We start from the raw sequence: 25,960 nt of genomic DNA, 5'->3' as shown, positions 1-25,960 counted from the left end.
CCACGCTGCGCGGCATCACTCCACGGGGGCGCCTTCGGGCGCCTTCGTGCTGTATGAAGGGGCGGAGAGGGCGTTTTCGCCCACCACGCGGTCGCCGCCCGCGCGCTTGGCCGCGTACATGGCATGGTCCGCACGCGCAATCAGCGAGGTCACCGTATCGCCGTCGCGTGCCTGCGCCGCGCCGATGCTGGCGGTCACGCCAACGGGTACGCCTTCCACGCTTGCACAGTCACGACGGATGCGCTCGCTGACTTCTTCACCGAACCGGATCGCGGCCAGCAGCTCCACGCCGGCCAGCACCAGGACGAATTCCTCGCCGCCCAGCCGGCCCAGCTGGTCGCCGTACTGGAAGCGCTGGCTGACCACGCGCGTCACGGCACGCAGGCAAGCATCGCCCAAGGCGTGCCCGTGACGGTCGTTGACCTGCTTGAAGTGGTCCAGGTCGATGAACAGCAGCGAGACCGGGATGCCTTCGCGCTGCCGCTCGATCAGCGCCCAATCCAGGCGGTGCTCGATGCCGCCCCGGTTGAGCACGCCCGTCAGCCCGTCGCGCTCGGCGTGCGCCTTGGCGCGATCGCGCTCGCGGCGGAAGGTCAGCATGCGGTCGGCCAGGCCCAGCGCCAGCACCACGGCAGTGAAGGCGAGCACCCAGGGCAGGCCGTATTCCAGCCACGGCTCGGCGCGCTCGCCGGCACTGAATCGCAGGGCGCGCGCCATGGTGAACACCAGCAGCGGCACCCATGCGATCAGCACGTAGGCCGCGTGCCGCTGGCCGCGACGCCAGGCCACCACCAGCGTGGCCAGCGCGATGGCGTTGGTGAGCAGGAAAAGCGCGTTGGCGATGTCCGGGAACCATGCCTTGTCGGCAGGCCACGGCGACAGCAACAGCAGCAGGGTCAGGCCACAGCCGTAAGCGCCGACGATGCGCATCAGCCATGCCAGGCGCGGTGCGACCTGGCGCAGGCCTGCGTAGTCGAGCCACAGATAGACGAGCAGGATGGTCGCAAACGTGCCCGTGCCCCAGATGCCCTGCGCACCGAAGCGCGCCAGCACGGACAGGCCCGGCCATGCGTAAGCTTCGCCATACGAGCACAAGGCGTACAACAGCTGGAACAGCATGGCGCCGGCATAGAGCAGGTAGACGCGCTCGCGCAGCACGGCCCAGAACAGCAGCACCGCCAGCGAGACACCCAGCACAACGCCGATCGCGGGCAACACCAGCCGCACGTGCCACAGGTCGGCGACGGCATAGGACGGGCCGGACTCCACGGCCACGCGCAGCGGATAACGCGCGTCCTCCACCTTCACGTACACCGGGCCGTCGCCCTGCAAGGGGAACACCAGCGCACGCCGGCTGTACTGCGGATCGAGATCGGCGCTGAAGATATCGCGCCGGCGTGGCGTGCCCTCCGCTTCGTCCAGCACCGTCACGCGGGCGGTATAGGGGTGATAGAACACCAGCAGTGGCTGACGCACGCCCGGCGCGGGTTCCACGCGCCATTCACCGTTGCCGATCACGCGCACGGTCGCGCCACCGTCGTCGAAGCGGCGTTCCGAGAACAATCCGGCGCGCTGTCCGGCCTGCTGCTCCAGCGCCAGTGGCTGGATGCGATCAATGCGCGCGATGTTCTCCCCTCGCACATCCATCGTCGGCAGCAGGGCCAGAAGCAGCAGTAGCGACCACCACCCCTGTTTCATGTTGCCCCATCGCGTTCAAGGCGAGTGTCGGGCCGGGCCCCGCCACCGACAAGCCAGAATCTGATAATTATGTGACACCTATCACATAAACAATGGGTCGCGCGCCTCAGCCGTTGGCGGACGCAGCCCACGTTTCTTCCTGTGCCACAGGGGCGTAAAAGGTGACGCAACTCACACTTCACGCGTTTACGCGACGACGAGCCGGTGGATGTCCGCTAGTTTTGCGGAGATAAGAGCAGATGCGATGGATGCCGGGAGGGGCTGAGATGCGCATTGGAATAGTCGTCGATTCGGCGTGCGACCTGCCGCTGGAATACCTTGAACAACACAACATCGTGATCCTGCCGATCACGGTGCGCATCGGCGAAGCCGTACTCGCAGACCATCGCGACGAACAGGCGACGCTGAGCTTCCTGCACGCGCACGTGGCCGAGCGCGGGCATGAGGCGGAGACCACGCCGTTCACCGTCAACCAGATCCGCGACCTGTTCCTGGGCCGGCTGGTGATCGACTACGACCACGTCTTCTGCATGACGATCACCAAGACGCGCTCGCCGATCCACGAGAACGCGATGCAGGCCAGCTTCGCCATCCTCAACGACTACAAGCCGGTGCGGCAGGCCGCGGGCCACAACTCGCCGTTCGCGTTGCGGGTGATCGATACGCAGAACCTGTTCGCCGCACAGGGCATCACCGCCGTGGAAGCGGTGCGCATGCGCGATGCCGGCGCCAACGTGCAGCAGATCCGCGTGCGCCTGGAGGAACTGGCGCAGAACACGCACGGCTACATGATCCCGCGCGACCTGTACTACCTGCGCAACCGCGCCCGCACCAAGGGCGACCGCAGCGTCGGCCTGCTCAGCGCCGCGCTGGGCAGCGCGCTGGACATCAAGCCTGTGCTGTATGGCCACGCCGGCAACACCGAGCCGGTGGCGAAGATCAAGGGCTTCGATAACGCCGTGGAACAGATGTTCAAGTTCACCGGCAACCGGGTGATGGCCGGCCTGATGACGCCCACCGTCTGCCTGAGCTACGGCGGCGAACTGTCGGAACTGCGCGCCCTGCCGGGCTACCAGCGCCTGCGCGACATCTGCGAGAACAACAAGGTCGAGGTGTTCGAAAGCGTCATGAGCCTGACCGGCATGGTCAACGTGGGCAAGGGCGCCGTGGTGGCCGCCTTCGCCGCGCCGCCCGCACCGTTCAAGGCGACATAACGACGGCCTAACGCGGCGGGGCTACGCTATGCCCCTGGCTTGAACCGGGGGCGCCATGGCGGTCCGTTACTACATCAGTCTGCCCAATCCCGCCCGCGCACGCGGCGGCGATCCGGCTTTCAGTTTCGATGCCCACGGCGCAGACGAATTCGCCGCGCAGTTGCAGCACGCGCTGCGCACCAGCAGCCTGTTCGAGCGCTGGCGTGCACGCCAGGAAGAACCCGATGAAGTCGATCCCGGCCTTGGTGTCACCGACGACGCCGCGACGGTGCGCGGCCAGCAGGACGATCTCAGCATCCTGCTGGTGGCGACCTCTTCCATCCCGGGGCAGGTCCTCAAGCACCGCCTGCGGCTGCTGGCGGGCCATGCGTGGGAACTGCGCGACGTCTCGGCCGCGTAGCGCGCGGCCTGTGCGCGGACCCACCATCCGATGACAGTGCGTCGCACGCCTGCATTGCTGGCCTGGAGCGGTGGCAAGGATGCGGCGTGGACGCTGCATGTCCTGCGCACGCGGAACGACGTGGACGTCGTCGGCCTGCTGACCACGGTGACGGAAGCGTATGGCCGGGTGTCGATGCAGGGCATCCGGCGCAGCGTCCTGCATGCACAGGCGGATGCGACCGGATTGCCCGTGATCGAGGCCATGATTCCGGCGGCCTGCACCAACCAGGACTACGAAATCGCCATGACGAAAGCGCTGGCGGACGCCACCCGGCGCTGGCCCGGGCTGCGCACGATGGCCTTCGGTGACCTGTTCCTGGAGGACATCCGCGCATACCGCGTGCAGAACCTGGCGCGCATCGGCTGGGACGTACTGACGCCACTGTTCGGCAGCGACACGGCGACGCTTGCGCGCGAGATGATCGACGGTGGCCTGCGCGCGCACCTGTGCTGCGTGGACACGCAACAACTCGATGCTTCATTCGCCGGGCGTGCATTCGATGCCGCGCTGCTCGATGCACTGCCGGTGGGCGTGGACCCGTGCGGCGAGAACGGCGAGTTCCACACCTGCGTCTCGGCCGGCCCGATGTTCACCGCGCCCCTCGGAGTGACGAAGGGCGATACCGAACTGCGTGACGGGCGCTTCGCGTTCACCGACTACGCGCTCGCCGACGCGCCCACGTAGGGTGGGCCCTGGCCCACCATCGCGGTGACCCGATGGCCACGGGACGGCGGGCTTGAGCCCGCCCCGCGCCTTCGATGCAGCGCCTCTCCGCCGGCACGATGTTCGACGTCACCGACTACGCACTGCCGACCCAGTCAGGTTATGGCCAGCTGGCCAACGGCACGAGTACCTGCGGTTCGCGCGGTCCCTGCAGCAACTCGGGCAACCGCGCCTCGTAGTCGCGACGGTAGGGTTTGTCCTGCCGCTCGAGGAAGGTGGCCACGTCGGGTTCGGCCCAGCGTTCATAGAGGGTGAACAGCGTGGGATCGTTGGCATCTCGATGCAGTGCGCACGACAGGAACGTGTCCTCCTTCGACATCGCATCGACGATAGCGTGCACCGCACGCAGCCATTCGTCGACGCGCTCAGGCTTCACGCGCAGACGGACGTAGAACACCAGCGGTACGGACGACACTGCAGTGTGGTCGAGACTCATCGGAACAGGGCCTTGGCGTGGTGTGCGATGTGGTCGCCGATGAAACTGGCGATGAAGTAGTAGCTGTGGTCGTAGCCGGGTTGCAGGCGCAGCGTCAGCGGATGGCCGGCGGCTTCGGCGGCGGCCCGCAGCAGTTCCGGCTTCAGCTGCGTGTGCAGGAATTCATCCGCATCGCCCTGGTCGACCAGCAGCGGCAGCCGTTCCTGTGCGCCCGCGACCAGTGCGACGGCGTCGTGCGCCGTCCACGCCGCACGGTCTTCGCCGAGATAGGCGGCGAATGCCTTCTCGCCCCACGGCACCTGCGAGGGCGCGACGATCGGCGAGAACGCCGACACGCTGCGGTAGCGGCCGGGGTTCTTCAACGCGATGGTCAATGCGCCATGCCCGCCCATCGAATGCCCGCTGATCGCGCGTCGATCGCTCGCCGCCGGATCGGCTTCGACCCAGGCCGGCAGTTCGTCGACGATGTAGTCGTACATGCGGTAGTGCGGGGCCCACGGCACCTGCGTCGCGTTGACGTAGAAGCCCGCGCCCTTGCCCAGGTCGTAGCCGTCGGCATCGGCCACGCCGTCGCCGCGCGGACTGGTGTCCGGTGCCACCAGGATGATGCCGTGCTCGGCGGCGTACCGCTGCGCGCCGGCCTTGGTGATGAAGTTCTGCTCGGTGCAGGTCAGGCCGCTGAGCCAGTAAAGCACCGGGCACGGCCCGTGCTCGGCCTGTGGCGGAAAGTAGACGCCGACCGTCATGTCGCAACCGAGTACGGCAGAGCGATGGCGGTAGACGTCCTGCCAGCCGCCGAAGCAGGCGCGGTGTTCGATGCGTTCGAGTGTCATGGTGATTCCCGGTTTTCCTTCTCCCTCCGGGAGAAGGTGGCGCGAAGCGCCGGATGAGGGTTCGGCGAAGCGGGGTAGGCTACCGGATGCGGATGCGGCAAGAAGCGCAGCGTCCGACCATCCGGATGTCGCCGCACCCTCACCCCAACCCCTCTCCCGGCGGGAGAGGGGCTTGAACATCAGTAATGCACCACGCTGCGGATCGACTTGCCTTCATGCATGAGGTCGAAGGCGTCGTTGATGTCGTCCAGCGGCATCGTATGCGTGACGAATGGCGCGAGTTCGATGTCGCCCTTCATCGCATCCTCGACCATGCCCGGCAGCTGCGAGCGGCCCTTCACGCCGCCGAACGCCGTGCCCATCCATTTGCGACCCGTCACCAGTTGGAACGGACGCGTGGAAATCTCCTGGCCGGCACCGGCGACGCCGATGATCACGCTCTGGCCCCAGCCACGATGCGCGCATTCCAGCGCGGCACGCATCACGTTGACGTTGCCGATGCATTCGAACGAATGGTCCACGCCCCAACCCGTCATCTCGACGATCACCTGCTGGATCGGCTTGTCGAAGTCCTTGGGATTGACGCAGTCGGTGGCGCCGAACTGCTTGGCCATGTCGAACTTGGACGGATTGGTGTCGATGGCGATGATGCGGCCGGCCTTCGCCTGTCGCGCACCCTGGATCACCGCCAAGCCGATACCACCCAGGCCGAATACGGCGACCGAATCGCCGGCCTGCACCTTGGCGGTGTTGTGCACGGCACCGATGCCGGTGGTCACGCCGCAGCCGAGCAGGCAGACATGTTCCGGATTCGCGTCGGGGTTGATCTTCGCCAGCGAGACTTCGGCGACGACGGTGTACTCGCTGAAGGTCGAGCAGCCCATGTAGTGGTACAGCGGTTGGCCTTCGTACGAGAAGCGCGAGGTGCCGTCCGGCATCACGCCCTTGCCCTGGGTCGCGCGCACCGAGGTGCAGAGGTTGGTCTTGCCGCTCGTGCAGAACAGGCACTCGCCGCACTCGGCGGTGTACAGCGGAATCACGTGGTCGCCCGGCTTCACGCTGGTCACGCCTTCGCCGACCTCGACCACGATGCCAGCGCCTTCGTGGCCCAGCACGACGGGAAACAGGCCTTCCGGATCATCGCCGGACAGCGTGAACGCGTCGGTGTGGCAGACGCCGGTGTGGGTGATCTTCACCAGCACCTCGCCCTTCTGCGGCGGGGCGATGTCGATCTCGACGATCTTCAGCGGTTCGCCAGCGGCGAAGGCGACGGCGGCACGGGATTTCATGGCGGCACTCCTGCGGGAAGGGGGATTTTCTGTAGGAGCGGGCCATGCCCGCGATGCGTTTCCCGTCCTTGGCCGAGGAGCATCGCGGGCATGGCCCGCTCCTACCTCAGATAGGAACGGACCAGCGCGACGGCAGCATCGATGCCGGCCTCGCGTTGTTTGGGGGTGGCGGCGGGCTGCGCGAATTCCTCGCGCAGGTGGCTTTCCAGGATCTCCGACATCAGCCCATTGACGGCTCCACGCACCGCAGCGAGTTGCTGCAACACGGGCGCGCAGTCCGCACCCTCCTCCAGCGCGCGCTCAAGCGCATCCAACTGGCCACGGATGCGACGGACGCGGGTGAGCGCCTTCTTCTTGTCGGCAGGGGAATGGGGCATGTCGGCCACGCACCTTGATAGTGGGGGGGAGTATACGTGGCCCGCCCCCGCACATGAAGCCCCGTTTGTCCGGATATCGCTACCTGGCTGCGCAGCAGGCAGGCCCGCAGCAGGCCTTCTCAGGGGCGACGGTGGCCCCATCCTGTCGTGAGACGGCAGGCAAGGGCGCAACAGGCGGGGCCCGCTCGACCACCCCGGACGCTTCCGTCGCGGCGCGCGACGCCAGATCGCCCTTGCGTTCGCTGTAACGGCTGGTCAGGTAGTCGCTGCGGTCGCGCACCATCAGGGTGAACTTCACCAGTTCCTCCATCACGTCCACCACGCGGTCGTAGTACGGCGAGGGCTTCATGCGGCCTTCGTCATCGAATTCCTGCCAGGCCTTCGGCACGGACGACTGGTTGGGGATGGTGACCATGCGCATCCAGCGACCCAGCACGCGCAACGCATTGACCACGTTGAACGATTGCGAACCGCCGCACACCTGCATGACCGCGAGCGTGCGGCCCTGCGTGGGGCGCACGCTGCCCTCGGACAGCGGCAGCCAGTCGATCTGGTTCTTGAACACCGCCGACAGGGTGCCGTGGCGCTCCGGACTGACCCACACCTGGCCCTCGGACCACTGCGACCACGCGCGCAGCCGCTGCACCTCGGCATGGTCCGCACCCACGCTGTCCAGGATGGGCAGGTCGTGCGGATGGAACACGCGCGTCTCTGCACCGAAATGCTGCAGCAGGCGCTCGGCTTCCAGGGCCAGTTTTCGGCTGAAGGATTGCGGACGCAGCGAGCCGTACAGGATCAGGATGCGCGGCGGGTGCGTGGAGCCGCCAATGGCGAGCTTGCCGGTATCGGGGATGTCGAGGGCTTCGGGCGCCACATGCAGCAGGCGTGGTTGGTTCATGGCGTTCTTTTCGCTCGTTGAGTCGGGGGTCATCAGGCCGGGCGCGAGGCGCGGCAGCATCGGGGCACGCATGCGCTGCCCTGGCAGGGCAGGATTTTCAGGAAAGGCCACGCCAGCAGAGCGCCGATCTGCCATTCGCTGGGATAGCGTGAGGGCTCAAACACGCCTATCCGGGTCGGCGCTTCGCCGCGGCGGTAAGTACCGAACACCTGGTCCCACAGGGGCAGCGCCGTACCGTAGTTTCCGGCCTCCTCTGCACGCGCGCTGTGATGCAGACGATGCAGTTCCGCGCTGCCTACCAGCCGGTTGAGCGGTCCGATACTTCCCGCCACGTTGGCGTGGACGGCCAGGGTCTGGGTCAAACCGAACAGCGCGATGCCCACCATGGCCTCGGGCGCGAGACCGAGGGCCAGCAGCGGCAGCGTCCGAACGAGCTTGTCGTATACGGCATTGATCGGATGCGCGGTGATGGCGTTGGCGACGTTGAGCCGGTCGGGCCGGTGGTGAAGCAGATGCACACGCCACAACCAGTGCCCGCTGTGACTCCAGCGGTGCATCCAGTAGGCGCCGAACTCCGCTACCAGCAGGCCGACCACGATCTGGACCGCCATCGGCCACGTGCTGTGCCCGGGGAGATAGGCGACGACCAGCGCGGTCAAGGCAGCGGACGCGGCGGCATCGGCGGCCAGGTTCAACACCCCTATCGCGCCATCACGCCGCACGTGACGCGGGGTGGCCTGCCATTCCGGGCGGAACGGTCGCCAGCGCTCGGCCAACGCCTGCACCGCCAGGTTGAATACCAGCCAGCCGAACAAGGCGCTGGACGTCGACCACTGCAGGCGCTGCGTGGTGGTGGCCATCAGCGGAATCCCGGCGAGCAGCAGCAGATGGGGCCAGTGCCAACGGACGTGTCGTCGTTCTGTCATGCGCGATTGATAGGCTGGTTTCGTTCGACTATTCTAGAAACATGGAAATAAAGAACGCAACCACTGCCCTGGCCGCCCTGGGCCAGACCACCCGCCTGGCGGTCTTCCGCCTGCTGGTCGAGGCCGGCCCGTCCGGCCGCATGGCGGGCGAGATCGCCGAAGCCTTGGCATTGCCGGGCGCCACGCTGTCGTTCCACCTGAAGGAACTGGTGGCCGCAGGGCTGGTGCAGAGCGAGGCGCGCGGCCGGCACGTCTGCTACCGGGCCGACTTCGCGGCGATGAACGCGCTGCTCGAATTCCTGACCCGCAACTGCTGCGGTGGCGACACGGCGCAGTGCGCGCCCGCCGCGCCGTGCGGTCCGGAAGGTTGTGCATGACGACAGCCGGCACGCCGCCGTTGTCGCGCCGCATGGGCGGTTTCGAGCGCCACCTGACCTGGTGGGTACTGGGCTGCATCGGAGTGGGCACGGCACTGGGCTATCTGCTGCCGGGCGCGTTCGCCACCTTGGGGGCGGCCGAAATCGCCAAGGTGAACCTGCCGGTGGCGGTGCTGATCTGGCTGATGATCATCCCGATGCTGCTGAAGATCGACTTCCGCGCGATGGGCGACGTGAAGCGGCACTGGAAGGGCATCGGCGTCACCGTGTTCGTGAACTGGGCGATCAAGCCGTTCTCGATGGCATTGCTGGCGTGGCTGTTCGTGCGCCATGTGTTCGCCGGTCACCTGCCTGCAGCGCAGATCGATTCGTACGTGGCCGGGCTTATCCTTTTGGCGGCAGCGCCGTGCACCGCGATGGTGTTCGTGTGGAGCCACCTGTGCGATGGCGAGCCGCGCTTCACGCTCAGCCAGGTCGCGCTGAACGACGCGATCATGGTGGTGGCCTTCGCGCCCATCGTCGGCCTGCTGCTGGGCATCTCGTCCATCACCGTGCCGTGGGCGACGCTGATGCTGTCGGTGGCGCTGTACATCGTGGTGCCGGTCATCGTCGCGGCGATACTGCGCGGCTGGATACTGCACCGCGGCGGCGAGGTCGCGCTGCAGGCGCTGCTCAGGCGACTGGGGCCGGTGTCGCTGGGCGCGCTGCTGCTCACGCTGGTGCTGCTGTTCGGTTTCCAGGGCCGCCAGATCGTCGACCAGCCGCTGATCATCGCGATCCTCGCAGTGCCCATCGTGATCCAGGTGTACTTCAACGCCGGCGTGTCCTACTGGCTCAACCGCAGGCTGGGCGTGGCCCATTGCGTGGCGGGCCCGTCGGCGCTGATCGGCGCCAGCAATTTCTTCGAGCTCGCCGTGGCGACGGCCGTTGGCGTGTTCGGCGTGCATTCCGGCGCGGCGCTGGCCACGGTGGTCGGCGTGCTGGTGGAGGTGCCCGTGATGTTGTCCGTCGTCCGCATCGTCAACGCGTCGAAGCCCTGGTACGAACGCCGCGCCTGATTCCTTCCTCCGTACCCACTCCCCTTCCTTCAGGACTCGCCCATGGACCGCCCCTATAACCTGCTGTTCCTGTGCACCGGCAATTCCGCCCGCAGCATCATGGCCGAGGCCATGGCCAACCACCTGGGCAAAGGCCGGTTCCATGCCTACAGCGCGGGCAGCCACCCGCGCGGTCGCGTGCACCCGGTCGCGTTGCAGATCCTGCAGGAAGCCGGCCTGCCGACGGCATCGCTGCGCAGCAAGCCATGGGACGAATTCGCGGGCGCGGATGCGCCACCGATGGACCTGATCATCACCGTCTGCGACAAGGCGGCTGGCGAAGCGTGCCCGGTTTGGCCTGGCCATCCGGTCACCGCGCATTGGGGCGTCGAAGATCCCGCCGCCATCGCCGGCTCCGCGGAGCAGGTCCGCCAGGCCTTCGCCCACGCCCTGCACCTGCTGCAGCACCGCATCACGTTGCTGCTGGCGCTCAAGCCCGAGGCGCTGGATCGCCTGGCGCTGGAGACGCGGGTGCGCGAGATCGGCGCCTCGTCCTGAACGCTACATCCACCCGTCATTCCTTCTCCATCCAAGAACCTTCCATGAGCATTCGCGTTGGCATCAACGGCTTCGGCCGCATGGGCCGCCTCACCTTGCGTGCGGCCTGGGACACTCCCGACCTGCAGTTCGTCCAGATCAATGACCCCGCCGGCGACGCCGCCACGCTGGCGCATCTGCTGGAGTTCGATTCGATCCACGGCCGCTGGAACCGCGGGATCACTGCCGATGGCGATGCGCTGGTGATCGACGGCACACGCATTCCGGTGACGCGGAACAAGGACATCGCGGCGACCGACTGGTCGGGCTGCGACGTGGTGATCGAATCCTCGGGCAAGTTCCGCAAGCCCGACGTGCTGCAGCCCTACCTGGACCAGGGCGTGAAGCGCGTCGTCGTGACGGCGCCGGTGAAGTCGCCGGGCGTCCTGGACGTGGTGGTGGGCGTGAACCATCACCGCTTCGATCCCGCGCAGCACCGCATCGTGTCCGCCGCCTCGTGCACGACCAACTGCTTCGCACCGGTGGTGAAGGTGATCCATGAAGGCATCGGCATCCGCCACGGCAGCCTGACCACGATCCACAGCCTGACCAACACGCAGGTGATCGTGGATGCGCCGCACAAGGACCTGCGCCGTGCGCGTGCGTGCGGCAGCAGCCTGATCCCGACCTCGACGGGCTCGGCGACGGCCATCGCGGAAATCTTCCCCGAGTTGAAGGGGCGACTGAACGGCCATGCCGTGCGGGTGCCGCTGACCAATGCGTCGCTGACCGACTGCGTATTCGAAGTGGAGCGCGCAACCACGGTGGAGGAAGTGAACGCGCTGCTGAAGACCGCCGCCGACGGCGCGCTGGCCGGCATCCTGGGCTACGAAACGCGACCACTGGTGTCGATCGACTACCGGACCGATCCGCGCTCCAGCATCGTCGATGCGCTGTCCACCATGGTGATCAACGGCACGCAGGTGAAGCTGTATGCCTGGTACGACAACGAGTGGGGTTACGTGAACCGCACCGCAGAGCTCGTGCGACTGGTCGGCAAGGCGGGCTGACCTACATGCTCGCGCGCCTGTCGGCCGATGTACGCCAGTACCTGCTGATCACCGGTAACTACTGGGCTTTTACCCTGACCGACGGCGCGCTGCGCATGCTGGTGGTGCTGCATTTCCACCAGCTGGGCTACAGCCCGCTGCAGATCGCGATGTTGTTCCTGTTCTACGAAGTCTTCGGCGTCATCACCAATCTGGTGGGCGGATGGCTGGGCGCCAGGATCGGACTCAACCGGACCATGAACATCGGGCTGGCGATGCAGGTCATCGCGCTGTCGATGCTGCTGGTGCCGGCTGTCTGGCTGACGGTGCCGTGGGTGATGTCGGCGCAGGCGCTGTCCGGCATCGCCAAGGACCTCAACAAGATGAGCGCCAAGAGCAGCATCAAGCTGCTGGTGCCGGGCGACCGGCAGGGCACCCTCTACCGCTGGGTCGCCGCATTGACCGGCTCGAAGAATGCGCTGAAGGGCATCGGGTTCTTCCTTGGCGGCGCGCTGCTGGCCACCGTGGGCTTCGCGGCGGCGGTGGCGATCATGGCCGGCGCACTGCTGCTGGTGTGGCTGCTGAGCCTGTTGCTGCTCAAGCGCGACCTGGGCAAGGCCAAGGCCAAGCCGAAATTCCGCGAGATCTTTTCGAAGAGCCGCGCCATCAACCTGCTGTCGGCCGCGCGAATGTTCCTCTTCGGTGCGCGCGATGTCTGGTTCGTGGTGGCGCTGCCGGTGTTCCTGGCTTCCACGCTGGGCTGGGATTTCTGGCAGGTGGGCGGATTCCTTGCGGCGTGGATCATCGGCTACGGGCTGGTGCAATCGTTCGCACCGCACATTACCGGGCGCGCCACGGGTCGCTTGCCCGATGGGCGCTCGGCCAGCGCGTGGGCCGTGCTGCTCGCCATGGTGCCGGCAGCGATGGCGGTTCTGCTGGTCTACCGCGTGCCGGCGGCGTGGGTGCTGATCGTCGGGCTGACGGTCTTCGGCGTGCTGTTCGCGCTGAATTCTGCACTGCACAGCTATCTGATCGTCAGCTATGCCAGCGAAGACGGTGTATCGCTGGACGTCGGTTTCTACTACATGGCCAATGCCATGGGACGCCTGCTGGGCACGGTGCTGTCGGGCTGGGTCTTCCAGCGATGGGGCCTGGCCGCCTGCCTGGCGATCTCCGCCGCGCTGATCGCCGTGGCGGCAGCGGTGTCGGTGGCGCTTCCACGATCGACCATGCACGTGAGAGGCTGAGCAGGAGGCTTCCGGCTGCCGCATCGGCTTCGAGGCATCATCGCCCTTGCGCACCGTACGACACCCCGGGAAACACCATGACTTCGATACGCCCTTCCCGCGCCGACGACATCGACGCCATCACCGCACTGCTGGAAACGCACGCCTTGCCGACGGCCGACCTTGCCGCCTCGCAGGTGGCCTTCTGGGTTGAGGAGGAGGATGGTCGCATCGCGGCCGTGATCGGCATGGAACAACGTGGCGGGACGGGCTTGCTGCGCTCGCTGGCGGTGTCGCCCCTGCACCAGGGCAAAGGCCATGGCCAACGGCTCGTGCAGTCCCTGGAAGCCGAGGCGCGCAGGCGCGGCATCACCGGGATCGTGTTGCTGACGCAGACAGCGGATGCCTTCTTCGCACGGCTGGGCTACGACGTGGTCGCGCGCGACACCGTGCCCGATGCCGTGCGCGACAGCGCGGAGTTCCGGTCGCTGTGCCCTGCCAGCGCCATCTGCATGCTCAAGCCGCTGTAGTCATCGCGGAACGGCCTGGTGTCCGGGTGCAGGATGGGCTAGTACGCGAACTCGCGGAACACGCGATCGATGTCGCCGTTCCACTCACCATTGAACAGCGCCAGTTTGCGCTCGGCTGGGGTTTCGTTCGCCTCGACGATCTCAACCAGCGCATCCAGGAAGCCGGCTTCATCAACGCCCTTGCTGTTGAGCCGCGCGCGGCGCTGCAGGCCGCCGATGGCGATCTTCACCGCCTCGCGAGCCAGCTCGCGCACCGTGCCGCCCCGGAACGGCAGCTTCAGCGCGTGTTTCGGCACACCATCGCGCAGGGCGTGACGCTCGGCCAGCGAGAAGTCCTTGACCAGGTCCCACGCGGCATCGAGCGCAGCGTCGTCGTACAGCAGGCCCACCCAGAACGCCGGCAGCGCGCAGATGCGGTTCCACGGACCGCTGTCGGCGCCGCGCATTTCCAGGAACTTCTTCATCCGCACTTCCGGGAACGCGGTGGTCATGTGGTCGGACCAGTCGCGCAGCGTCGGCAGCGCGCCGGGCAGCACGTCCAGTTCGCCGCGCAGAAACTTGCGGAACGACTTGCCGCTGGCGTCGTGGTAGATGCCGTCGCGGTAGCTGAAGTACATCGGCACATCGAGCAGGTAGTCGACGTAGCGTTCGTAGCCGAAGCCATCCTCGAACACGAAATCGAGCATGCCGGTGCGGTCGCCGTCAGTATCGGTCCAGATGTGCGAGCGGTAACTCTGGTAGCCGTTCGGCTTGCCTTCGGTGAACGGCGAGTCGGCGAACAGCGCGGTGGCCACCGGCTGCAGCGCCAGCGACACGCGGAACTTCTTGATCATGTCCGCTTCGCTGGCGTAGTCCAGGTTGACCTGCACGGTGCAGGTGCGCGTCATCATGTCCAGGCCCAGCTGGCCGACCTTGGGCATGTACGACTTCATGATCTGGTAGCGGCCCTTGGGCATCCACGGCATCTCGTCGCGGCGCCACTTGGGTTGGAAGCCCATGCCCAGGAAACCGAGCTGCAGTTCGTCGGCGACCTGCTTCACTTCCTTGAGATGCGTGCCCACTTCCACGCAGGTCTGGTGGAGGGTTTCCACCGCCGCGCCGGACAGTTCCAGCTGGCCGGCCGGTTCGAGCGTGACCGACGCGCCATCCTTCGTCAGTGCGATGACGCGCCCCTTCTCCTCGATCGCTTCCCAGCCGAAACGTGTCAGGCCCTTCAGCAGCGCCTCGATGCCGCGGTCGCCATCGAAGGTCGGCGGGCGCAGGTCGTCCAGGCGGAAGCCGAACTTCTCGTGCTCGGTGCCGATGCGCCAATCCTGCGCGGGCTTCTCACCCGAGGCGATGTATTCGACCAACTGCGCGCGATCAGTGATCAGCGTGTCGGCAACGTGGCTGGGGCTGGACAAGGGCAGGCTCGCGCGAAGGGAGAGGCCACGACGTGGAGACGGAGCCCCGCTGTCGCAAGGCCGGCACTATAACGTGACCGGGTGCACGCCAGCATGGCCATCCAGGCGCCGCAGCATCCCATCCGTGGTGCACATCGACGCGTGTCCGGACGTGGACTACGCTGCGTCCATGCCCTCGCATCCCCGCTCGCCCCAGGCCCGCCATCGCGAACGTCATCGCACCGATCGCGTGGGCTGGTTGCGCGCCTCTGTGCTGGGCATCAACGACGGCATCGTGTCGGTCGCCGGCCTGGTGGTAGGCGTGGCCGCGAGTGGCGCGACACCTTCTACGATCCTGCTGACCGGCGTGGCCGGCACGGTGGCGGGCGCCATGTCGATGGCCGCAGGCGAATACGTCTCCGTGCAGTCGCAGGCCGATACCGAGGCAGCCGACCTCGCGGTGGAGACCCGCGAGTTGCGGGACACGCCGGAGAGCGAGTTGCTGGAACTGGCCCAGATCTACGTGCAGCGCGGCCTGTCGCCCACGCTTGCGCGCCAGGTGGCGGAACAGCTGACCGCGCACGATGCGCTGGAAGCCCATGCGCGCGACGAGCTCGGCATCACCGAGGCCCTGCGTGCCCGCCCGGTACAGGCGGCGATCGCTTCGGCGGGTGCGTTCACGGTGGGCGCACTGCTGCCGATTGCGACCACGCTATTGGCGCCCGCTGGAGACGTCGCCATGGTGACGACCGTGGCGACCCTGGTGGGGCTGGTGCTGTCGGGGGCGCTTGCGGCCCGGGTCGGCGGCGCACCGATGCTGCGCGGCGCGCTGCGGGTCGGCTTCTGGGGTGCCATGGCGATGGGCGCGGCGGCGCTGGTGGGCCGCCTGTTCCATGTCGCCGTGTGATGCCTATACCGCCAGCCAGTTGCCCACGATCATCCGTGCCTCGTCCACGCCCTGCTTGGACTCGGCCGAGAAGGTCTGCACGCTGACGGTATCGCCGAAGGCGGAGAACAGCTCCTTCTTCACCGCCTGCAATGCGTTGCCCTGCTGGCCACGGCCCAGCTTGTCGGCCTTGGTCAGCAACGCGTGGGCCGGCAGTCCGCGCTGGACGGCATAGCCCAGCATCTGGCGGTCGTAGTCCTTCAGCGGATGGCGGATGTCCATCACCACCACCAGGCCCTTGAGCGCTTCGCGGGTGCGGAAGTAGCGGTCGATGAAGGCCTGCCAGTGCGCCTGGAGATCCTGCGGCACCTTGGCGTAACCGTAGCCCGGAAGATCCACCAGATAGCGTTCCGGCTGGACCTGGAAGAACACCAGCTGCTGGGTGCGGCCGGGGGTCTTGGAGACCCGCGCCAGGCGGTTGTGGTTGACCAGCGCATTGAGGGCGCTGGACTTGCCGGCATTGGAGCGGCCGGCGAAGGCCACTTCGAATCCACCATCTTCCGGCAGTTGGCGCGGGGTGTGGGCGGAAAGCAGGTAGGTGGCGGAATTCAGGGGGTTCGACATGGCACTAGCATGGCATGTGCCGGCCCCGGGGACATGCCGGAAGCCCGTTGAATTGACCGGACAGCCCCGGCGCAGGGATAATTCAACGGTTTCGCGGCTGCATTCTGCGCCGCGTATCGTCTAGGGTTTCGGAGCTTTAGCATGCGCCACGCTCGCGTTATGGGACTTGCCGGACTGGCCGTATTGGCCGTGGGCGCAGTCGCTTTTGCACAGACCACCGTGGTTCCGGTGCCGGACAATGCACCGGTCGAGACCGCGCCGCTGGACATCAACCTCGCCAAGACCACCTGGGGCGATGCCAAGGCCGGCCAGACCAAGGCGGCCGCCTGCGCGGCCTGCCACGGCGCCGACGGCAACCCCAGCGATCCGCAGTACCCGCGCATCGCCGGCCAGAGCGAGCGCTACATCGCGCACCAGCTCGCGCTGTTCGCCTCGGGCGAGCGCAACACCGGCATGGCGGCCGTGATGGCCCCGTTCGCCCAGACCCTCAATGCGCAGGACATGCGCGATGTCGGCGCGTATTTCGCCACCCAGAAGTCGGGCGCCGGCCTGGCCGACGACAGCATCGTCGCCGAGGGTCCCTACAAGGACATGAAGTTCTACGAAGTGGGCCAGCAGCTGTACCGCAACGGCGACGCCGCGCGCGGCGTGCCAGCGTGCATGGCGTGCCACGGCCCCACCGGCGCCGGCAATCCCGGCCCGGCCTACCCGCACATCGGCGGCCAGATGCAGGACTACACCGTGCGTCGCCTGCAGGAATACAAGGCCGGCACCACCACGCTGAAGGACCCGACCCTGCACAACATCATGGCGCAGGTCGCCGCGCCGCTGACCGAGCAGGAAATCCAGGCGCTGGCCAGCTACCTGCAAGGCCTGCATGCGCGCGCCGACGACGTGGCCGCCGCCAAGGCCGGCAGCAAGTAATTCCGCACCCGGTCGCGTCGCGCGGCCGGAAGTGCAAGCTCCTGTTCATCGCGCCGGCCCCACCATGGCCGGCGTTTCTTTTTTCCGCGACGCCCCGGGACGGGACGTCCCGTTCCCGCCTGGAGAATCCCGATGGTCTCGCGTCTGCTGCCCGTGCTGATCACCCTGCTTGCCCTGCTGCCTGCCGCCACCCTTGCCGCACCGCCCGCATCGGCCCCGTTGATCGAGGGGCAGGACTACGAAGTGATTCCGGACGGCAAGCCGTTCGCACCCGCCAAGGGCAAGATCGAAGTCGTCGAGGTCTTCGGCTACACCTGCATCCACTGCGCCCACCTGGAGCCCACGCTCGCCGCATGGAAGAAGAAGCTGCCGCGCGACGTGCAGCTGACGCCCGTCCCGGCTGCGTTCGGTGGCTACTGGATTCCGTATGCGCGCGCCTTCTATGCCGCGCAGCAGCTCGGCGTGCAGGAGCGCACCCACCAGGCGGTGTTCGATGCCCTGCACAAGACCGGCAACCTGCCCATCCAGAACGCATCCGCCGAGGAAATCGCCGGGTTCTATGCCAGCCAGGGCGTGGACCGCGCGAAGTTCATTGCCGCGCTGCGCGGCCCGGTCGTCGACCAACAACTGGCCAAGGCACGGGACTGGGTGGCCGCCGCCGGCGTGGAAGGCACGCCGACGATCATCGTCAACGGCAAGTACCGCGTCACCGGTGGCGGCAACTACAGCGACAGGCTGAAGATCGCCGACCGGCTCGTCGCCCGGGAACGCGGCCGCAAGTGACGATCCCGTCATGGCGGTCGTTGCGGACGCCATGCAGAATGTGATGTCCCCCGGCCCGGCCGGCACCTTTTTCCTCTGATCCATTGGAGCTCGCGCGATGAAGTCCCGTCACGTCCTGATGCTGTCCCTGCTGCTGCCCGTGCTGGCAGCCTGTGGTCCGAAGCCGGCCACCGACACCACGCCGGCCGCCGAGGCGCCTGCCGCACCGGCGACCACGACCGATGCCACCACCGCGCCTGCGGCGGACGCACCGGCAACGCCCGCCGATGCCGCGACCGCAGCGCCTGCCGACGGTGCCGACAGCACGGCGACCGCCAACACCAACCCCGTCCTGCCGCCACAGGGCCCCGCACCGATCGCCGGCACGGACTACGTCGAGATCCCCAATGGCCAGCCGTATGCGCCGCTCAACGGCCAGGTCGAGGTCGTCGAGGTGTTCGGCTACGTCTGCCCGGGCTGCGCGCGCTTCGCGCCCGAAGTCTCGGCGTGGAAGAAGAAGCAACCGGCGGACGTGCGCGTGAGCTACGTGCCGGTGGTGTTCCGCGACACTTGGGCGCCCTACGGCAAGGCGTTCTATGCGGCGCAGGCGAAGGGCCTGGTCGACAGGACCCACGATGCCGTCTTCGCCGCCATCCACCTGCAGCGCGCGCTGCCGGGTGAAGGCCAGCCGCCGGCAGATCCCGCGCAGATCGCGCAGTGGTACGCCAAGTACGGCGTAGATGCCAAGGAATTCGTGTCGCTGATGAACAGCTTCGGCACCAACTCGCAGATCGCCCGCGGTATGCAGTTCGCCAAGAACGCCGGCGTGGAAAGCACCCCCACCATCATCGTCAACGGCAAGTACCGCGTCACCGGCGGCCAGACCTACGCCGACGTACTGCGCATCGCCGACCACCTGGTCGCGATGGAACGCGCACGCCGCTGAACGCCACGGAAGCCCCCACTTCCATGATCGACGCTCCGGCCACGCGGCGGCTGCGGCTGCTCAGCGCCAACATCCAGGCCGGCTCCAGCACCCGCCGCTACAGCGACTATGTGACCCGCAGCTGGTCGCATGCGCTGCCGGCGGGCAACAAGCGCGGCAGCCTGGACCTGATCGCGCAGCTGGCCGGAGAGCACGATATCGTCGGCCTGCAGGAGGCCGATCCCGGCAGCCTGCGCTCGGGCTTCACCAACCAGACGCATTACCTGGCCGAGCGCGCCGGCTTCGACTACTGGACGCACCAGCCCAACCGCAATGTCGCGCGGGTCGCCGGCAGCGCCAACGGCCTGCTCAGCAAACTTGAACCGGTGGAAGTCACCGACCACAGCCTGCCCGGCCGCATCAGCGGCCGCGGCGTGCTGATGGCGCGCTTCGGCGAAGGTGGCGAAGGGCTCACGGTTGCCGTCGCGCACCTGTCGCTGGGTGCCAACTCGCGTCGCTCGCAATTGGCCTTCATCGGCGAACTGCTGTCGGACCATCCGCATGCGGTGCTGATGGGCGACTTCAACTGCGTGCCCGATACGCCGGAAATGGAACTGCTCTACAAGCGCACCCGCCTGCGCCCACCGGCATTCTGCGTGCCCACGTTCCCCAGTTGGCGCCCGCAGCGTGCCATCGACCACATCCTGGTCAGCGAAGGCCTGCGCACCGACAACGCCCGCGCCATGCCCGCAGCGAATTCTGACCATCTAGCCTTGGCGATGGACATCGACGTGCCGGACATCGCGTTGCGCTGATACGGCGCCGGATGCCCGGGCCAAGGATCGCGGCACGCCACAGGAAGAAGCCGGCAAACGCCGGCTTCTTCGCTCTGCGGACAACGCGATATCTCAGAACCGCAGATTGGCCCGCACGTAGAAGAAACGTCCGCCCGGGATATCGTAGGTCGAAGCTTCATAGCCGTTGAGCGAGCACGACGTGCACACCGGCGGGTCCTCGTCGAACACGTTGTTGACACCGCCGGTCAGCTGCAGGCCCTTGAACCATTCGAACTCATAGCCCAGTTGCAGGTCGTGGTAGGTCGTGGCGGCCAGCGTGTTGCGGGTCGGCGTGTCGCAGAACGCGGACGGATCCGCGGCCAGGCAGGCTTCCTCCATCTCGGACAGGTGGCGGATGCTCCACGCGGCATTCCAGTTGCCCAGCTTCCAGTCCAGCGTCGCGGTCGACGTCCACTCGGGGATCGCGGTGTCGTTGACCACGATGCCCGGGGCCTGTGGCTGCAACTGGCCACCCGCACCGCGGGCTTCGTAACGGGTCACGATGGTGTTCTGCCAGCTCAGCTTGAAGCGGCCGATCGAGCTCTCCGGCAACGTCCAGAACACGTCCGCATCCCAGCCATCCGTCTTGATCGAGCCGAGATTGATCAGGAAGTTGGCGAAGGTATCGATCTCGCCCGATGCCAGTCGGTTGATGCCGGTGCAGTACTGCGGATCCTGCGTGGTCGCACACAGATCCAGCTGCGTCTGCGCGTCGATGGCCTGGATGGCGCCTTCCAGGTTGTGCCGGTAGTACGTCACCTCGAAGTCCAGCTTGTCCGACCATGCCACGTCTTCCGCGAACGAAGGACTGAACACCAGTCCGGCACTGAAGCTGCGCGCGGTTTCAGGCTGCAGGTCCGGGTTGCCGCCGGTCAGCACCGGGATCTGCGGATCATTCTGCCGTGCGCCCACCGGCACGCCCGGGCATGCGACCGGCGCGACGGAGCCGGCCGGTGCGCTGGGCGGTACCAGGCAAGGATCTACCAGCAGGGCATCGAAGCGGCTCTGCGAGCCGTACAGCTCACCGATCGACGGCGCGCGGAACCCTTCCGCATACGTCGCGCGCAGCACCAGGTCCTCGGCCACCTGCCAGCGCAGGCCGTACTTCGGCGTGAACTCGCCGCCGAAGGTCGAGTAGTCCGAATAGCGGCCAGCCAGGCTCAGGTCGAGCTTGCCCGCGCCATCCTGTTGCGCGTACAGCGGCACGTTCAATTCCACGTACGCTTCATTGACGTCGTACTCGCCGGATGTCGGCAGCGACGGCACGCCGTTGTACTCGCCGGCCACCGTCTGCGGATCCGGGTTGTAGCTGCCTTCGTACTTGCGGTACTCGACGCCCGCCGCGAACTCCACATCACCCGCCCATGCCGGGAACAGCGCGCCGCTCAGATTGGCGGTGACCTGGGTCAGCTTCTGCTCGCTGCGATCGCGGAACAAGGGGCTGATGTAGGCGAGCATCGCGGGCGTGATGGTGTCGAAGCCGAAGATATCCAGCGGGGTACACCCATTCGTGGCCGCGCAGACCGCGGGATCGCCCAGGGCCGTGGCGATGTTGCGCGCGTTGTAGCTGCCGTGATTGGTCTGGTCCGCTTCGTTCTTGCTGAAGGCCGCGTTGACGTCCCAGAAGAACTGGCGCTCGCCGCCGAAGGAACCTTCGAGCCCGGCCGCGATGTACTGCGTATCGACCTCCTGCTCGAAAATGCGGGGACCGCCTTCCAGGGGGCGACGGCGGATGGTGCCGATGTTGCCGCCGGGCCCACCCACCAGATCGAAGCCGAACGGGTTGTAGGGATGGTTGGCCGGTATGACCAGGTCGGCCGTGTAGCTGGTGCCCGCGCCGGGCCCGAGGTCGATCGGCTCCGGTGCCGCCTGGTTGGTGGATTCGCGACGGTTGTACAGCGCTTTCGCATAGAAATTCAGCTGCTCGGTGATCGAGAAGCGGTACTGACCGAACACGCCCATGCGCTTGGACGGCGTGATGAGCAGGTTGTACGGCGCATAGTTGAAGGCATCGCGTCCGAAGTCGAAGCACTGGAACCCGTCCGTGCGCGCAACACCCGAAGCGCAGTCCGGCAGGTTGGGCGTATAGACAGGGTTGGTCTGTCCGGGCTTCACCGACAGGTCGTACTCGTTGCCGTTCGGATCCGTGAAGGCGTAGCGGCCGCCGAGGATGCGCGAGCTGCCGCCCTGGATCGGAATGGAAGAGATGTAGCGGTCCGCCGAGCTGACCTCCTTCTGCTCGGTGTAGCTCAGGCTCAGGAACAGGTTGCTGCGCTCGGTGTCGAAGCCCCACGCAAAATCGGCACCGGTGATCTCGCCGTCACCCTTGTCGTACTGGCCGTAGTTGAGCGTGACCTGCCCGCCATCGAAGTTTCGCCGGGTGATGATGTTGACCACACCGGCGATGGCATCGGAACCGTACAGCGACGACGCGCCGTCTTCGAGCACTTCGATGCGCTCCACCAGCGCCAGCGGAATGGTGTTGAGATCGACCGCCGCGGAAACACCGGAAGCCGACGACTCGTTGACCCAGCGCATCCCGTCCACCAGCACCAGCACGCGCTTCGGGCCCAGGTTGCGCAGGTCCACCTGTGCCGAGCCGGCGCCCACACCATCGCCATTGGGCGAGAAGCCGAAGTTGCCGGAGGAGTTGAACTTGGTGTTGAGGGCCGAACCGGAACCGGTGAGTTCCTGCAGGATGTCGCCGATGGAGGTCAGGCCGGAACGCTCGATGTCTTCGCGCGACAGCGTCTGCACCGGTACGCGGCCCTCCATCTCGGCGCGCTTGATGCGGCTGCCGGTCACGGTGACCGTGTCCAGCGTGGTGGCCTCCTGGGCCAGGACGGTGGCGGGCAACGCGAGAAGCACTGCGAGTTGTATGGCCGAAGCCAGTTTGTGGCGGCGTGCGTTCATGGATTCTCTCTCCGGAAGGGTTGGGCCGCGCGGCCGATGCCTAAAGCGGCTTGCCCATCGTTGTAAAGAATCGGTAAAACACCCACAACGGAAACAAGTCACCGTTTTGAAAAAGGTAACGGCGATTATCTGGATATAAACATATTTACATCGAGTTTCTACACACCGCCGTCACGATGATTAACAAGTAAATGCGTGTAGAAAATCCCGGCGTCAGCCACTGGCGATGATCGCCATGCCCATCACCACCATGAAGACGGCGAACACCCGCTTCAATGCTTTGCCGCCGATGCGATGCGCCAGTCGCGTGCCGTAGGGTGCGGCCAGGACGGAGGCGACAGCCACCCCGATCGCGGCTGGCAGATAGATGTAACCCACCGCATGCGCCGGCAACGCGCCCGGCGGCGCATGCAGCGCATAACCCGCTGCACTTGCCAGACCGATGGCCACGCCGCAGGCACTGGACGTGCCGACCGCGCGCACCGGCTGCACGCCGCGCCACACCAGCAGCGGCACCGTCATGCTGCCGCCCCCGATGCCGACCACCGCCGATACCGCACCGATCACCGTGCCCGCCGCGCTCATGCCGGCGCCACGCGGGGCGGGCACGCCACGCCCTTCGGGGTGTGCATTGCCGCCGGTCAGCATCTGCGCACCTGCGATGAAGCAATAGCCGGCCACGATCCAGCGCAGCACGTCGTCATCCAGGTACACCGCCAGGCCGCTGCCGGCCCAACCGCCCAGCAGCAGGCCCGGCACCATCCACGCCACCGTGGGCCACAACACACTGCTGCGGCGATGGTGCGCGTATGCGGACGACGTGGCCGTCAGCACGATGCTTGCCAATGAACTGGCGAGCGCCGCGTGCATCGCGGCTTCTTTCGGAATGCCGTGCATCGGCAATATCCACGCGAGTGCGGCCACCAGCACCAGGCCACCCCCGATGCCGAGCAGCCCCGCCAGGATGCCGGCCAGCACGCCCAGCACAGGGAAAATCCACACACCCTCCACGCATCACCTCGTCATCGTCCGTCTACAGGGAGGTTCAGCCGGCTTGGGTATAGTCCCCGCCATGATTCGCATCCCCCCTGTCATCGTACTCGCTGCCCTCGCGGGCCTGTGCATCGCGCCGATATCGCGCGCGCAATCGCTCGACACCCAACGTCCTGTCGTCCGCGACGCGCTCGCTGCAGCGGAAGCCGGTCGCCTCGATGGTGCTGCGTCGTCCGCCCTCTCCCGTCATCCGTTGTCTGGCTGGGTCGAATTCGCCTCGCTGCGCCGCCAGATCGACACGGTGTCGACTCAGCAGGCGCAGGCCTTCCTGAAACGCCATGAAGGCCAGGCCGTGGCCGAACAATTCCGTTCCCTGTGGCTGGCGGCATTGGCGCGGCGCCAGGAGTGGCCCACGTTTCTCGCCGCGTGGAAGCCCACCGAGAACCTCGCCCTGCAATGCGCACACCTGCAGGCACGCCAAGCCACCGGCCGCACCGATGCCGCGTGGACGCAGCAGGCACAGGCGATCTGGCGCAAGGGCGCGAAGTCGCTGCCCGATGGCTGCGATCCGGTCTTCAATCTGCTCGCGAGCCAGGGCGGACTTGCCCCCGCGCTGCGCTGGGAACGCATCGAGGCGGCCGCCGCGGAACGCCAGACCGGCGTGATGCGCTCGGCTGCCCGCGGACTTCCCGCGGAGGACGCCGCGCTGGCCGCCGACTACGCCGCCTTCATCGACGCCATCCATCCGCGCGCGTTGAACTGGCCGAAGACCGAGCGCAGCCGGCGGATGGCCGCGCATGGACTGGCCAGGCTGGCCCAGAACGATCCCGACACCGCCGAGCGTCTGTTGCCGCAATACGCCGATGCGTTGGGGATGGGCGAATCCGAGCGCGGACAGGTGCTGTACCAGATTGCGCTGTGGACGGTCGCCTCGTATGGGCCGGATTCCGCGCGCCGGCTGGGCAACGTGCCCGAGTCCGCCTACGACGAACGCCTGCACGAATGGCGCGTGCGCGACGCCCTGTCGCGCGGTGACTGGCCGGCCGCGCTGGCGGCGTTGAAGAAGATGCCGCCTGCACAGCGCGCGGATTCGCGCTGGCGTTATTTCGAAGCGCGCATGTCCGAGAAGACCGGCGACCGCGCCAGCGCGCAACGCCTGTTCCGGGAGACCGCCGCCAGCCCCACGTTCCATGGCTTCCTGGCGGCCGACCGCCTGGAGCAGCCCTACGCGCTGTGCGCCTGGATCCCGAATGATCCCGCCACCGCAAAGCAGATCGTCGCGCGCGATCCGGCCATCGTCCGCGCGATGGAGCTGTGGCAACTGGAACGTCCCGGTTGGGCGACTGCCGAATGGAACGAGGCGCTGTCGCGCTTCGACGATACCCAGCGCCGTATCGCGGTAGAGGTGGCGCGCGACAACGGCTGGTTCGACCGCGCCGTGTTCTCGCTCGGCAGGCAGCCGGACGAGCAGCGCCTGTATGCGCTCCGCTTCCCGTTGCACCACGACGAGACCATCAAGCGCGAAGCAACCAGGCACAGCATCGATCCGGCCTGGGTCGCGGCCGAGATCCGCGCCGAGAGCATCTTCAACCCGAAGGCGCGCTCCGGCGCCAACGCCATGGGGCTGATGCAGGTGCTCCCCGGCACGGGCGCCGGCGTTGCCAAGCGATGGGGCATCCCGTATGCGGGCGCGGCGAGCCTGTACGACTCGGACACCAACATCGCCATCGGCACCGCCTACCTGCGCGAGATGGAGGACAAGTACGGCGTGCCCTACATCGCCATCGCCGCCTACAACGCCGGTCCGACACCGACCGCACGCTGGCAGTCGCAGCGGCCGGGCTTCGATCCCGACATCTGGATCGAGACCATCAGCTACAAGGAAACCCGTGAGTACGTGGCGCGCGTGCTCGCCTTCAGCGTGATCTACGACTGGCGACTCAACGGCACCGCCCTGCCGGTGACCGACCGGATGATGGGACGCGTACAGGCCAAGCGCAAAGCCTTCACTTGCCCGACGGCGCAGATGCCGAAGAGCTGAAGGCGGGTGCGCTCCTTATAGGAGCGACGTCAGTCGCGACCGCCCCCCTTGCGCCCAGAGGTGTGCGGACGCTCCCCTGCGA

General features: G+C 67.1%; 26 protein-coding genes. 15 read left to right on the top strand and 11 right to left on the bottom strand.

Annotated features, from left to right (window positions below):
- Positions 1 to 15: 15 nt before the first annotated feature.
- Positions 16 to 1,698 (bottom strand): sensor domain-containing diguanylate cyclase, encoded by a 1,683-nt coding sequence (locus tag OY559_RS01395; RefSeq protein WP_277728354.1) that lies wholly within the window; start codon positions 1,696 to 1,698, stop codon positions 16 to 18.
- Between the two features lie 266 nt (positions 1,699 to 1,964).
- On the opposite strand from OY559_RS01395, the gene OY559_RS01390 reads away from it, so the two are divergent.
- From OY559_RS01390 to OY559_RS01380, 3 genes are read left to right on the top strand one after another with little or no spacing between them, the layout of a single operon-like run.
- Positions 1,965 to 2,912 carry a DegV family protein gene (locus OY559_RS01390; RefSeq protein ID WP_277728352.1) on the top strand — a complete coding sequence of 316 codons (948 nt, stop codon included), beginning with the start codon at positions 1,965 to 1,967 and terminating at the stop codon, positions 2,910 to 2,912.
- Between the two features lie 55 nt (positions 2,913 to 2,967).
- Positions 2,968 to 3,312: a hypothetical protein gene (locus OY559_RS01385; RefSeq protein WP_142123079.1), complete on the top strand. Its 345-nt coding sequence runs from the start codon at positions 2,968 to 2,970 to the stop codon at positions 3,310 to 3,312.
- Between the two features lie 30 nt (positions 3,313 to 3,342).
- Positions 3,343 to 4,038, top strand: a complete 696-nt coding sequence (locus tag OY559_RS01380) for a Dph6-related ATP pyrophosphatase (protein WP_277728350.1) — start codon at positions 3,343 to 3,345, stop codon at positions 4,036 to 4,038.
- A gap of 139 nt (positions 4,039 to 4,177) precedes the next feature.
- Here the strand turns inward: OY559_RS01380 and OY559_RS01375 are convergent, their stop codons facing one another.
- From OY559_RS01375 to OY559_RS01350, 6 genes are all read right to left on the bottom strand, one after another.
- A complete protein-coding gene (locus OY559_RS01375) occupies positions 4,178 to 4,513 on the bottom strand; it encodes a putative quinol monooxygenase (protein WP_277728348.1) in 336 nt (111 codons plus the stop codon).
- Complete coding sequence (gene fghA / locus OY559_RS01370) at positions 4,510 to 5,346, bottom strand: S-formylglutathione hydrolase (protein ID WP_277728346.1); 837 nt, start codon at positions 5,344 to 5,346, stop codon at positions 4,510 to 4,512. The genes OY559_RS01375 and fghA overlap by 4 nt, the downstream gene beginning before the upstream one ends.
- A gap of 179 nt (positions 5,347 to 5,525) precedes the next feature.
- Positions 5,526 to 6,635: an S-(hydroxymethyl)glutathione dehydrogenase/class III alcohol dehydrogenase gene (locus OY559_RS01365; protein ID WP_277728344.1), complete on the bottom strand. Its 1,110-nt coding sequence runs from the start codon at positions 6,633 to 6,635 to the stop codon at positions 5,526 to 5,528.
- Between the two features lie 101 nt (positions 6,636 to 6,736).
- On the bottom strand, positions 6,737 to 7,012 hold the full coding sequence (frmR, locus tag OY559_RS01360) for a formaldehyde-responsive transcriptional repressor FrmR (RefSeq protein ID WP_277728342.1): 276 nt from the start codon (positions 7,010 to 7,012) through the stop codon (positions 6,737 to 6,739).
- A gap of 79 nt (positions 7,013 to 7,091) precedes the next feature.
- Entirely contained in the window at positions 7,092 to 7,910 is an 819-nt protein-coding gene (gene arsH, locus OY559_RS01355) for an arsenical resistance protein ArsH (protein WP_277728340.1), read from the bottom strand.
- A 32-nt stretch (positions 7,911 to 7,942) separates the two neighbouring features.
- The gene (locus OY559_RS01350) at positions 7,943 to 8,836 is read right to left on the bottom strand and encodes a sterol desaturase family protein (protein ID WP_277728338.1); all 894 of its coding nucleotides are present in this window, start codon (positions 8,834 to 8,836) and stop codon (positions 7,943 to 7,945) included.
- Between the two features lie 41 nt (positions 8,837 to 8,877).
- On the opposite strand from OY559_RS01350, the gene OY559_RS01345 reads away from it, so the two are divergent.
- The 6 genes from OY559_RS01345 (at position 8,878) to arsN2 (ending at position 13,592) form a co-directional block, all read left to right on the top strand.
- Positions 8,878 to 9,213, top strand: coding sequence for an ArsR/SmtB family transcription factor (locus OY559_RS01345; RefSeq protein ID WP_277728337.1), 336 nt, complete (start codon positions 8,878 to 8,880; stop codon positions 9,211 to 9,213).
- 32 nt (positions 9,214 to 9,245) lie between these two features.
- Positions 9,246 to 10,271, top strand: a complete 1,026-nt coding sequence (gene arsB, locus OY559_RS01340) for an ACR3 family arsenite efflux transporter (RefSeq protein WP_277729882.1) — start codon at positions 9,246 to 9,248, stop codon at positions 10,269 to 10,271.
- A 42-nt stretch (positions 10,272 to 10,313) separates the two neighbouring features.
- Positions 10,314 to 10,808 (top strand): arsenate reductase ArsC, encoded by a 495-nt coding sequence (locus tag OY559_RS01335; RefSeq protein ID WP_277728335.1) that lies wholly within the window; start codon positions 10,314 to 10,316, stop codon positions 10,806 to 10,808.
- Positions 10,809 to 10,852: 44 nt separating this feature from the next.
- Positions 10,853 to 11,857 carry an ArsJ-associated glyceraldehyde-3-phosphate dehydrogenase gene (locus OY559_RS01330; protein ID WP_277728334.1) on the top strand — a complete coding sequence of 335 codons (1,005 nt, stop codon included), beginning with the start codon at positions 10,853 to 10,855 and terminating at the stop codon, positions 11,855 to 11,857.
- Positions 11,858 to 11,862: 5 nt separating this feature from the next.
- Positions 11,863 to 13,083 carry an organoarsenical effux MFS transporter ArsJ gene (gene arsJ / locus OY559_RS01325; protein WP_277728332.1) on the top strand — a complete coding sequence of 407 codons (1,221 nt, stop codon included), beginning with the start codon at positions 11,863 to 11,865 and terminating at the stop codon, positions 13,081 to 13,083.
- 77 nt (positions 13,084 to 13,160) lie between these two features.
- On the top strand, positions 13,161 to 13,592 hold the full coding sequence (arsN2, locus tag OY559_RS01320; RefSeq protein ID WP_277728330.1) for an arsenic resistance N-acetyltransferase ArsN2: 432 nt from the start codon (positions 13,161 to 13,163) through the stop codon (positions 13,590 to 13,592).
- Between the two features lie 38 nt (positions 13,593 to 13,630).
- Here the strand turns inward: arsN2 and OY559_RS01315 are convergent, their stop codons facing one another.
- Complete coding sequence (locus OY559_RS01315) at positions 13,631 to 14,995, bottom strand: glutamate--cysteine ligase (protein WP_277728328.1); 1,365 nt, start codon at positions 14,993 to 14,995, stop codon at positions 13,631 to 13,633.
- Between the two features lie 169 nt (positions 14,996 to 15,164).
- Between OY559_RS01315 and OY559_RS01310 the strand changes: the two genes are divergently transcribed.
- Positions 15,165 to 15,881, top strand: coding sequence for a VIT1/CCC1 transporter family protein (locus OY559_RS01310; RefSeq protein WP_277728326.1), 717 nt, complete (start codon positions 15,165 to 15,167; stop codon positions 15,879 to 15,881).
- A 3-nt stretch (positions 15,882 to 15,884) separates the two neighbouring features.
- Here OY559_RS01310 and yihA read toward each other — a convergent pair whose 3' ends face one another.
- On the bottom strand, positions 15,885 to 16,484 hold the full coding sequence (yihA, locus tag OY559_RS01305) for a ribosome biogenesis GTP-binding protein YihA/YsxC (RefSeq protein WP_142123064.1): 600 nt from the start codon (positions 16,482 to 16,484) through the stop codon (positions 15,885 to 15,887).
- 141 nt (positions 16,485 to 16,625) lie between these two features.
- Here yihA and OY559_RS01300 point away from each other — a divergent pair, with 141 nt between their 5' ends.
- The 4 genes from OY559_RS01300 (at position 16,626) to OY559_RS01285 (ending at position 19,910) form a co-directional block, all read left to right on the top strand.
- Positions 16,626 to 17,408, top strand: a complete 783-nt coding sequence (locus tag OY559_RS01300; RefSeq protein WP_142123063.1) for a c-type cytochrome — start codon at positions 16,626 to 16,628, stop codon at positions 17,406 to 17,408.
- Positions 17,409 to 17,540: 132 nt separating this feature from the next.
- Positions 17,541 to 18,191: a thiol:disulfide interchange protein DsbA/DsbL gene (locus OY559_RS01295; RefSeq protein WP_277728324.1), complete on the top strand. Its 651-nt coding sequence runs from the start codon at positions 17,541 to 17,543 to the stop codon at positions 18,189 to 18,191.
- Positions 18,192 to 18,288: 97 nt separating this feature from the next.
- On the top strand, positions 18,289 to 19,116 hold the full coding sequence (locus OY559_RS01290; protein ID WP_277728322.1) for a thiol:disulfide interchange protein DsbA/DsbL: 828 nt from the start codon (positions 18,289 to 18,291) through the stop codon (positions 19,114 to 19,116).
- 23 nt (positions 19,117 to 19,139) lie between these two features.
- Positions 19,140 to 19,910 (top strand): endonuclease/exonuclease/phosphatase family protein, encoded by a 771-nt coding sequence (locus OY559_RS01285; protein ID WP_277728321.1) that lies wholly within the window; start codon positions 19,140 to 19,142, stop codon positions 19,908 to 19,910.
- Positions 19,911 to 20,003: 93 nt separating this feature from the next.
- Here OY559_RS01285 and OY559_RS01280 read toward each other — a convergent pair whose 3' ends face one another.
- The gene (locus OY559_RS01280) at positions 20,004 to 22,844 is read right to left on the bottom strand and encodes a TonB-dependent receptor plug domain-containing protein (RefSeq protein ID WP_277728319.1); all 2,841 of its coding nucleotides are present in this window, start codon (positions 22,842 to 22,844) and stop codon (positions 20,004 to 20,006) included.
- A gap of 213 nt (positions 22,845 to 23,057) precedes the next feature.
- Positions 23,058 to 23,846, bottom strand: coding sequence for a sulfite exporter TauE/SafE family protein (locus tag OY559_RS01275; protein ID WP_277728318.1), 789 nt, complete (start codon positions 23,844 to 23,846; stop codon positions 23,058 to 23,060).
- 70 nt (positions 23,847 to 23,916) lie between these two features.
- Here OY559_RS01275 and OY559_RS01270 point away from each other — a divergent pair, with 70 nt between their 5' ends.
- Positions 23,917 to 25,878, top strand: coding sequence for a transglycosylase SLT domain-containing protein (locus OY559_RS01270; RefSeq protein WP_277728316.1), 1,962 nt, complete (start codon positions 23,917 to 23,919; stop codon positions 25,876 to 25,878).
- Positions 25,879 to 25,960: the final 82 nt, after the last annotated feature.

The sequence above is a fragment of the Pseudoxanthomonas sp. SE1 genome (assembly GCF_029542205.1).
Lineage (GTDB): Bacteria > Pseudomonadota > Gammaproteobacteria > Xanthomonadales > Xanthomonadaceae > Pseudoxanthomonas_A.
Note: the sequence above shows the minus strand (reverse complement) of the source record. Positions and strands in the feature narration are given on the sequence as shown.

Bases quoted from the DNA above. Each gene is read 5' to 3' on its own strand.
- OY559_RS01350 (WP_277728338.1), bottom strand. From the start codon at position 8,836: ATGACAGAACGACGACACGTCCGTTGGCACTGGCCCCATCTGCTGCTG.
- OY559_RS01385 (WP_142123079.1), top strand. From the start codon at position 2,968: ATGGCGGTCCGTTACTACATCAGTCTGCCCAATCCCGCCCGCGCACGC.
- OY559_RS01270 (WP_277728316.1), top strand. From the start codon at position 23,917: ATGATTCGCATCCCCCCTGTCATCGTACTCGCTGCCCTCGCGGGCCTG.
- OY559_RS01300 (WP_142123063.1), top strand. From the start codon at position 16,626: ATGCGCCACGCTCGCGTTATGGGACTTGCCGGACTGGCCGTATTGGCC.
- OY559_RS01285 (WP_277728321.1), top strand. From the start codon at position 19,140: ATGATCGACGCTCCGGCCACGCGGCGGCTGCGGCTGCTCAGCGCCAAC.
- OY559_RS01365 (WP_277728344.1), bottom strand. From the start codon at position 6,635: ATGAAATCCCGTGCCGCCGTCGCCTTCGCCGCTGGCGAACCGCTGAAG.
- frmR (WP_277728342.1), bottom strand. From the start codon at position 7,012: ATGCCCCATTCCCCTGCCGACAAGAAGAAGGCGCTCACCCGCGTCCGT.
- OY559_RS01280 (WP_277728319.1), bottom strand. From the start codon at position 22,844: ATGAACGCACGCCGCCACAAACTGGCTTCGGCCATACAACTCGCAGTG.
- OY559_RS01375 (WP_277728348.1), bottom strand. From the start codon at position 4,513: ATGAGTCTCGACCACACTGCAGTGTCGTCCGTACCGCTGGTGTTCTAC.
- OY559_RS01380 (WP_277728350.1), top strand. From the start codon at position 3,343: ATGACAGTGCGTCGCACGCCTGCATTGCTGGCCTGGAGCGGTGGCAAG.
- OY559_RS01295 (WP_277728324.1), top strand. From the start codon at position 17,541: ATGGTCTCGCGTCTGCTGCCCGTGCTGATCACCCTGCTTGCCCTGCTG.
- arsJ (WP_277728332.1), top strand. From the start codon at position 11,863: ATGCTCGCGCGCCTGTCGGCCGATGTACGCCAGTACCTGCTGATCACC.
- OY559_RS01310 (WP_277728326.1), top strand. From the start codon at position 15,165: ATGCCCTCGCATCCCCGCTCGCCCCAGGCCCGCCATCGCGAACGTCAT.
- OY559_RS01390 (WP_277728352.1), top strand. From the start codon at position 1,965: ATGCGCATTGGAATAGTCGTCGATTCGGCGTGCGACCTGCCGCTGGAA.
- OY559_RS01330 (WP_277728334.1), top strand. From the start codon at position 10,853: ATGAGCATTCGCGTTGGCATCAACGGCTTCGGCCGCATGGGCCGCCTC.
- fghA (WP_277728346.1), bottom strand. From the start codon at position 5,346: ATGACACTCGAACGCATCGAACACCGCGCCTGCTTCGGCGGCTGGCAG.
- arsN2 (WP_277728330.1), top strand. From the start codon at position 13,161: ATGACTTCGATACGCCCTTCCCGCGCCGACGACATCGACGCCATCACC.
- arsB (WP_277729882.1), top strand. From the start codon at position 9,246: ATGGGCGGTTTCGAGCGCCACCTGACCTGGTGGGTACTGGGCTGCATC.
- arsH (WP_277728340.1), bottom strand. From the start codon at position 7,910: ATGAACCAACCACGCCTGCTGCATGTGGCGCCCGAAGCCCTCGACATC.
- OY559_RS01290 (WP_277728322.1), top strand. From the start codon at position 18,289: ATGAAGTCCCGTCACGTCCTGATGCTGTCCCTGCTGCTGCCCGTGCTG.
- OY559_RS01335 (WP_277728335.1), top strand. From the start codon at position 10,314: ATGGACCGCCCCTATAACCTGCTGTTCCTGTGCACCGGCAATTCCGCC.
- OY559_RS01395 (WP_277728354.1), bottom strand. From the start codon at position 1,698: ATGAAACAGGGGTGGTGGTCGCTACTGCTGCTTCTGGCCCTGCTGCCG.
- yihA (WP_142123064.1), bottom strand. From the start codon at position 16,484: ATGTCGAACCCCCTGAATTCCGCCACCTACCTGCTTTCCGCCCACACC.
- OY559_RS01345 (WP_277728337.1), top strand. From the start codon at position 8,878: ATGGAAATAAAGAACGCAACCACTGCCCTGGCCGCCCTGGGCCAGACC.